5 protein-coding genes are annotated in these 4,699 nt (G+C 69.1%); 2 read left to right on the top strand and 3 right to left on the bottom strand.

Annotated elements, in window-relative coordinates; all coding sequences use genetic code 11:
- From QOC69_RS02955 to hglS, 3 genes are all read right to left on the bottom strand, one after another.
- A partial coding sequence (locus tag QOC69_RS02955; RefSeq protein ID WP_526436188.1) for an SDR family NAD(P)-dependent oxidoreductase occupies nucleotides 1–419 on the bottom strand: 419 nt, incomplete at its 3' end.
- 27 nt (nucleotides 420–446) lie between these two features.
- Nucleotides 447–1,994, bottom strand: a complete 1,548-nt coding sequence (gene amaB, locus QOC69_RS02960) for an L-piperidine-6-carboxylate dehydrogenase (protein ID WP_526436190.1) — start codon at nucleotides 1,992–1,994, stop codon at nucleotides 447–449.
- Nucleotides 1,991–3,220 (bottom strand): 2-oxoadipate dioxygenase/decarboxylase, encoded by a 1,230-nt coding sequence (gene hglS, locus QOC69_RS02965; RefSeq protein ID WP_526436192.1) that lies wholly within the window; start codon nucleotides 3,218–3,220, stop codon nucleotides 1,991–1,993. The genes amaB and hglS overlap by 4 nt, the downstream gene beginning before the upstream one ends.
- A gap of 42 nt (nucleotides 3,221–3,262) precedes the next feature.
- On the opposite strand from hglS, the gene QOC69_RS02970 reads away from it, so the two are divergent.
- Nucleotides 3,263–3,724: an Lrp/AsnC family transcriptional regulator gene (locus tag QOC69_RS02970; RefSeq protein WP_526436194.1), complete on the top strand. Its 462-nt coding sequence runs from the start codon at nucleotides 3,263–3,265 to the stop codon at nucleotides 3,722–3,724.
- Between the two features lie 52 nt (nucleotides 3,725–3,776).
- Nucleotides 3,777–4,699 (top strand): L-lysine 6-transaminase (lat, locus tag QOC69_RS02975; RefSeq protein WP_526436196.1); only part of this gene is annotated, 923 nt, incomplete at its 3' end.

Here is a 4,699-nt window from a genome sequence, read left to right on the forward strand (position 1 = left end):
GAGGCGATGGTGACGAAGTGCCCGCGGCCGCGGTCGAGCCACTCGGGGACCAGCGCCTTGGCCGCCCGGACGTGCCCGCGCACGTTCACGTCGATGATGCGGTCCCAGTCGCGCTCATCGTCGCCCAGTCCAGGCGGACCGATGATGCCCGCGTTGGCCACATAGACGTCGACCGGTCCGAATTCGTCTCGCGCCGAGGCGATCAGCGCTGCCACACCGTCGGTCGAGCTGGCGTCGGCCAGCACCCCCAAAGCTGCGCCGCCGGTGGCCCGGATCCGTTCGGCAGTCTGCTCGGCACCCGCTTCGTCGATGTCGCCGGCCACCACCGATGCGCCCGCCGCTGCCAACGCGACGGCCAGCGCCCGCCCGATTCCCGAGCCGGCGCCGGTGACGACGGCGACGGTGCCCTCGATGTGCATGGGGCCATTCTTACCGCGCGCGGCTCGCTAGCCGAACTGAACCCCCTGGGCGAGCGGCAGCTCGGAGGAGTAGTTGACGGTGTTGGTGGCGCGGCGCATGTAGGCCTTCCACGAGTCCGATCCCGACTCGCGGCCGCCGCCGGTCTGCTTCTCTCCACCGAACGCTCCGCCGATCTCGGCACCCGACGTGCCGATGTTGACGTTGGCGATGCCGCAGTCCGATCCGTCGGCCGCCATGAAGCGCTCCGCCTCACGCACGTCGGTGGTGAAGATCGCCGACGAAAGCCCCTGCGGTACTGCGTTGTTCAGTGCGATCGCCTCGTCGATGTCGTCGTAGGTGAGCACGTAGAGGATTGGCGCGAACGTCTCGTCGTGCACCACCGCGGTCTGCGACGGCATCCGCACCACCGCTGGCGCGACGTAATACGAACCCTCGCCAAGATCGCGACGCTCACCGCCGGTCACCTCGCCACCGTCGGCCCTGGCCTGTTCCAGGGCGCCGACCATGTCGCGGTAGGAGCGCTCGTGGATGAGCGGCCCGACCAGCGTGGCGTCCGAGGACGGGTCGCCGACGGGCAGGCTGCGGTAAGCCTTCGTGATCCGCTCGACGAGGGTGTCGACCACCGACCGGTGCGCGATCACCCGGCGCATGGTGGTGCAGCGCTGCCCGGCCGTACCTGCCGCCGAGAACACGATGCCGCGCACCGCGAGGTCGAGGTCTGCCGATGGGGTGACGATGGCCGCGTTGTTGCCGCCAAGCTCGAGCAGCGCCTTGCCGAACCGCTGTGCCACCCGCGGGCCGACCTGCTGGCCCATCCGCACCGAGCCGGTCGCGGAGACCAGCGCCACCCGGGGGTCGTCGACCAGCTGCTCGCCGATCTCGCGGCCGCCCTGGACGAGCCGGGCGACGGAGCCAACGACCCCGACATCGGACGCGGCGCGTTCGATGAGCGCCTGGCACGCGACCGCCGTCAAGGGCGTCAGCTCGGAGGGCTTCCACACCACGGTGTCACCGCAGACCAGCGCGATGGCGGTGTTCCACGCCCACACCGCGACCGGGAAGTTGAACGCGGTGATGACGCCGACCACGCCGAGGGGATGCCACGTCTCCATCAGCCGGTGACCCGGCCGCTCGGAGGCGATGGTCTTGCCGTAGAGCTGACGCGACAGGCCGACGGCGAACTGGCAGATGTCGATCATCTCCTGCACCTCGCCGAGGGCCTCGGAGGTGATCTTGCCCGCCTCGACGCTGACGAGCGTCGCCAGATCGGCCTTGTGCTCGACGAGCAGCTCACCGAGCCGGGCCACCAGCGCGCCGCGCACCGGCGCAGGGGTGATCCGCCACGTGGCGAAGGCGGCTGCCGCGTCGGCGATCGCCGCGTCGGTCTGCTCGGTGGTGGTCTCGGCGACGCTGAACAGCACGTCACCGGTGATCGGGGTGCTCGCGGGCACGCCGAGTGCGCCGGGCTCACCGAGCTCGGTATGCGTGCCGATGGCCTGCAGCGCGGTGCGCACCCGCATCCGCAGGTCGTCTGCGGAGGGCAGTGCGGTCGTCGGAGTTTGCATGGTGGTCATGATGATGCCGCTTTCTGGTAGAGGTCGTAAGGGTCGTGGACGTGGTGGCCGATGGAGCCCGCCATCCAGTCGAGGCTGTAGTCGGAGTCGTCGGGCGCATCGATCGCATCGCCGTCGGAGTCCAAGTTGGAGCGGAAGATTCCTGCCGCCGAAGCTGGCAGGAAGTCCTCGTAGACAACGGGTTTCGCCGGATCTCCGCCGCGGTAGTAGGCCAGGCCCGATGCGGCCAGGTCGGAGTCGGTGGCAGGGAAGTAATCGCCCCAGGTCGCCGCCGGATCCGGCTGGGTCATCGCGGTGTCGTAGCGTTCCCGCCCGGCGCGGGAGAGCGCCACCCCGCGCGACTCCACCTCGCCGAACCGGACCCGCAGGGTGCCGTCGGTGACGGTGCCGCCGGAGCCGCGGAATCGGCGCGGTTCCGCGAGTGCCTGGAACGACGTCTGGCGCAGCAGCACGTCGGGTCCGCTCCACCGCGGCGGCCCCTGGATGGTGTCGATCATCGTGATGCCCTGCGCGGTCATCCGGCGGTTCAGCTCGTCGATGTCGAGCACCCGCGGGGTGAGGTGGTTGATGTGGGTGCTGCTCACCCCTGCGATGTCGGCGGCCACCGGCGACACGTCGCTGAGCTCGTCGTACCAGCCCTTGTCGATGGGTTCGCGGGATAGGGCGAACGCGGCAGTCGCACGTTCGACGAAGCTGCGGGCGAACCCGGCCTCGGCGCCGCCTGCTGCCGCGATCCGGCGGGCGTCGGCAATGAGCGCGGGATCGAAGAGCCGTCGTTCGCCGACGAACCGCTCCACCCGGGTGCGCAGGCCGTCTGGGAAGAACCGGGGGTCTGCGGTGGCCAGCATCGAGGTGAAGACTCGGAACGGGTTGAGGGCCAACTCGTTCGCGTCGATCGGCCGGAACGCCGTCGACACCACGGGAACCGGCGAGGCCGCCTCACGCAGGTCGTAGTAGCCCACCGGGTGCATGCCGAATGCGGCGAACAGATCGGCCACGTCGGCGAGTTCGCGAACGCTGCCCACCCGGATGGCGCCGTGGCGTTCGGCGGTGACTCGGCCCAGCGAGCCCAGTCCTTCGTCGCCGGCGTGGTCGCGGTTGATGGCCGTGGCGACGTCCACCAGCGTGGTGTAGGCGGGCACTTCGGCGCCGTACATGCGCGATAACGCGGCGGCGAATCCGGCCCGCAGGCGCCAGGTTTGCGTGAAGTTCGCGGATGCGTTCATCGAACGCTCCGCGCCGGGAAGTAGCTGCGATAGTCTCCGCCCATGACCGACGCCGGCGAAGAGCTCGATGACATCGACCGGATCCTGGCGCGTGAGCTCGTTGCTGACGGGCGCGCCACGCTGGCCCATCTTGCGGTCAGCGCAGGTCTGTCGGTGTCGGCGGTGCAGTCGCGGGTGCGCAGGCTCGAATCCCGCGGCGTGGTGACGGGGTACCGCGCGAGGATCGACCCCGAGGCCGTCGGGAACATGCTGTCGGCGTTCGTCGCCATCACCCCTATCGATCCGTCTCAACCCGATGATGCGCCCCACCGGCTCGAACACATCGAGGCCATCGAGTCGTGTCACTCGGTGGCTGGCGAGGAAAGCTACGTTCTCCTGGTGCGCGTCCGGTCGGCGCGCGCGCTCGAAGATCTGCTGCAACAGATCCGCACGGCGGCGAACGTTCGCACTCGAAGCACCATAATCTTACAGACTTTTTACGAAGGACGCGATTCGATACCGTAGATAATCCTGCTAGGGGTGGCAGAGGCCGTAAAAAATACGTTAAGATGGCAGCATGACCGCTGTCCTCTCGTCGCGTACCCGCGCTGAACTGGCCATCGCCCCCGACGACGTCCGCGAGGTGCTGAGTCGCAGCATCCTTGCCGACGGCCTCGACTTCGTCCTCGACGTCGAACGGTCGGCAGGCTCCTACCTCGTCGACGCCCGCACCGGTGCGCGCTACCTGGACATGTTCACGTTCTTCGCGTCGTCCGCGCTGGGCATGAACCATCCGGCGCTTGCCGGCGACGAGGCGTTCCGCGCGGAACTCGCGGCCGCCGCGGTGAACAAGCCGAGCAACTCCGACGTCTACAGCGTGGCGATGGCCCGGTTCGTCGATACCTTCGCGCGGGTCCTCGGCGACCCGGCGCTGCCACACCTGTTCTTCGTCGACGGCGGCGCCCTTGCCGTCGAGAATGCGCTCAAGGTCGCCTTCGACTGGAAGAGCCGGCTCAACGAGTCTTGCGGCATCGACCCCGCCCTCGGCACCAAGGTGTTGCACCTGCGCGGCGCCTTCCACGGCCGCAGCGGCTACACGCTGTCGCTGACCAACACCGACCCGAACAAGGTGGCACGGTTCCCCAAGTTCGACTGGCCGCGCATCGACGCGCCGTTCATCCGTGCAGGGGCCGACATGGACGAGCTGGAGGCCGAGTCGCTGCGTCAGGCGCGGGCCGCCTTCGAGGCGCACCCGAACGACATCGCCTGCTTCCTCGCCGAGCCGATCCAGGGCGAGGGCGGCGACCGGCACTTCCGGCCGCAGTTCTTCGCCGCGATGCGGGAGTTGTGCGACGAGTTCGACGCGCTGCTGATCTTCGACGAGGTACAGACCGGTTGCGGGATGACCGGAACCGCCTGGGCCTACCAGCAATTGGGTGTCATGCCCGACGTGGTCGCGTTCGGCAAGAAGACCCAGGTGTGCGGCGTGATGGCCGGTGG

It is taken from the genome of Mycobacterium sp., from assembly GCF_032162105.1.
Classification (GTDB): domain Bacteria; phylum Actinomycetota; class Actinomycetes; order Mycobacteriales; family Mycobacteriaceae; genus Mycobacterium.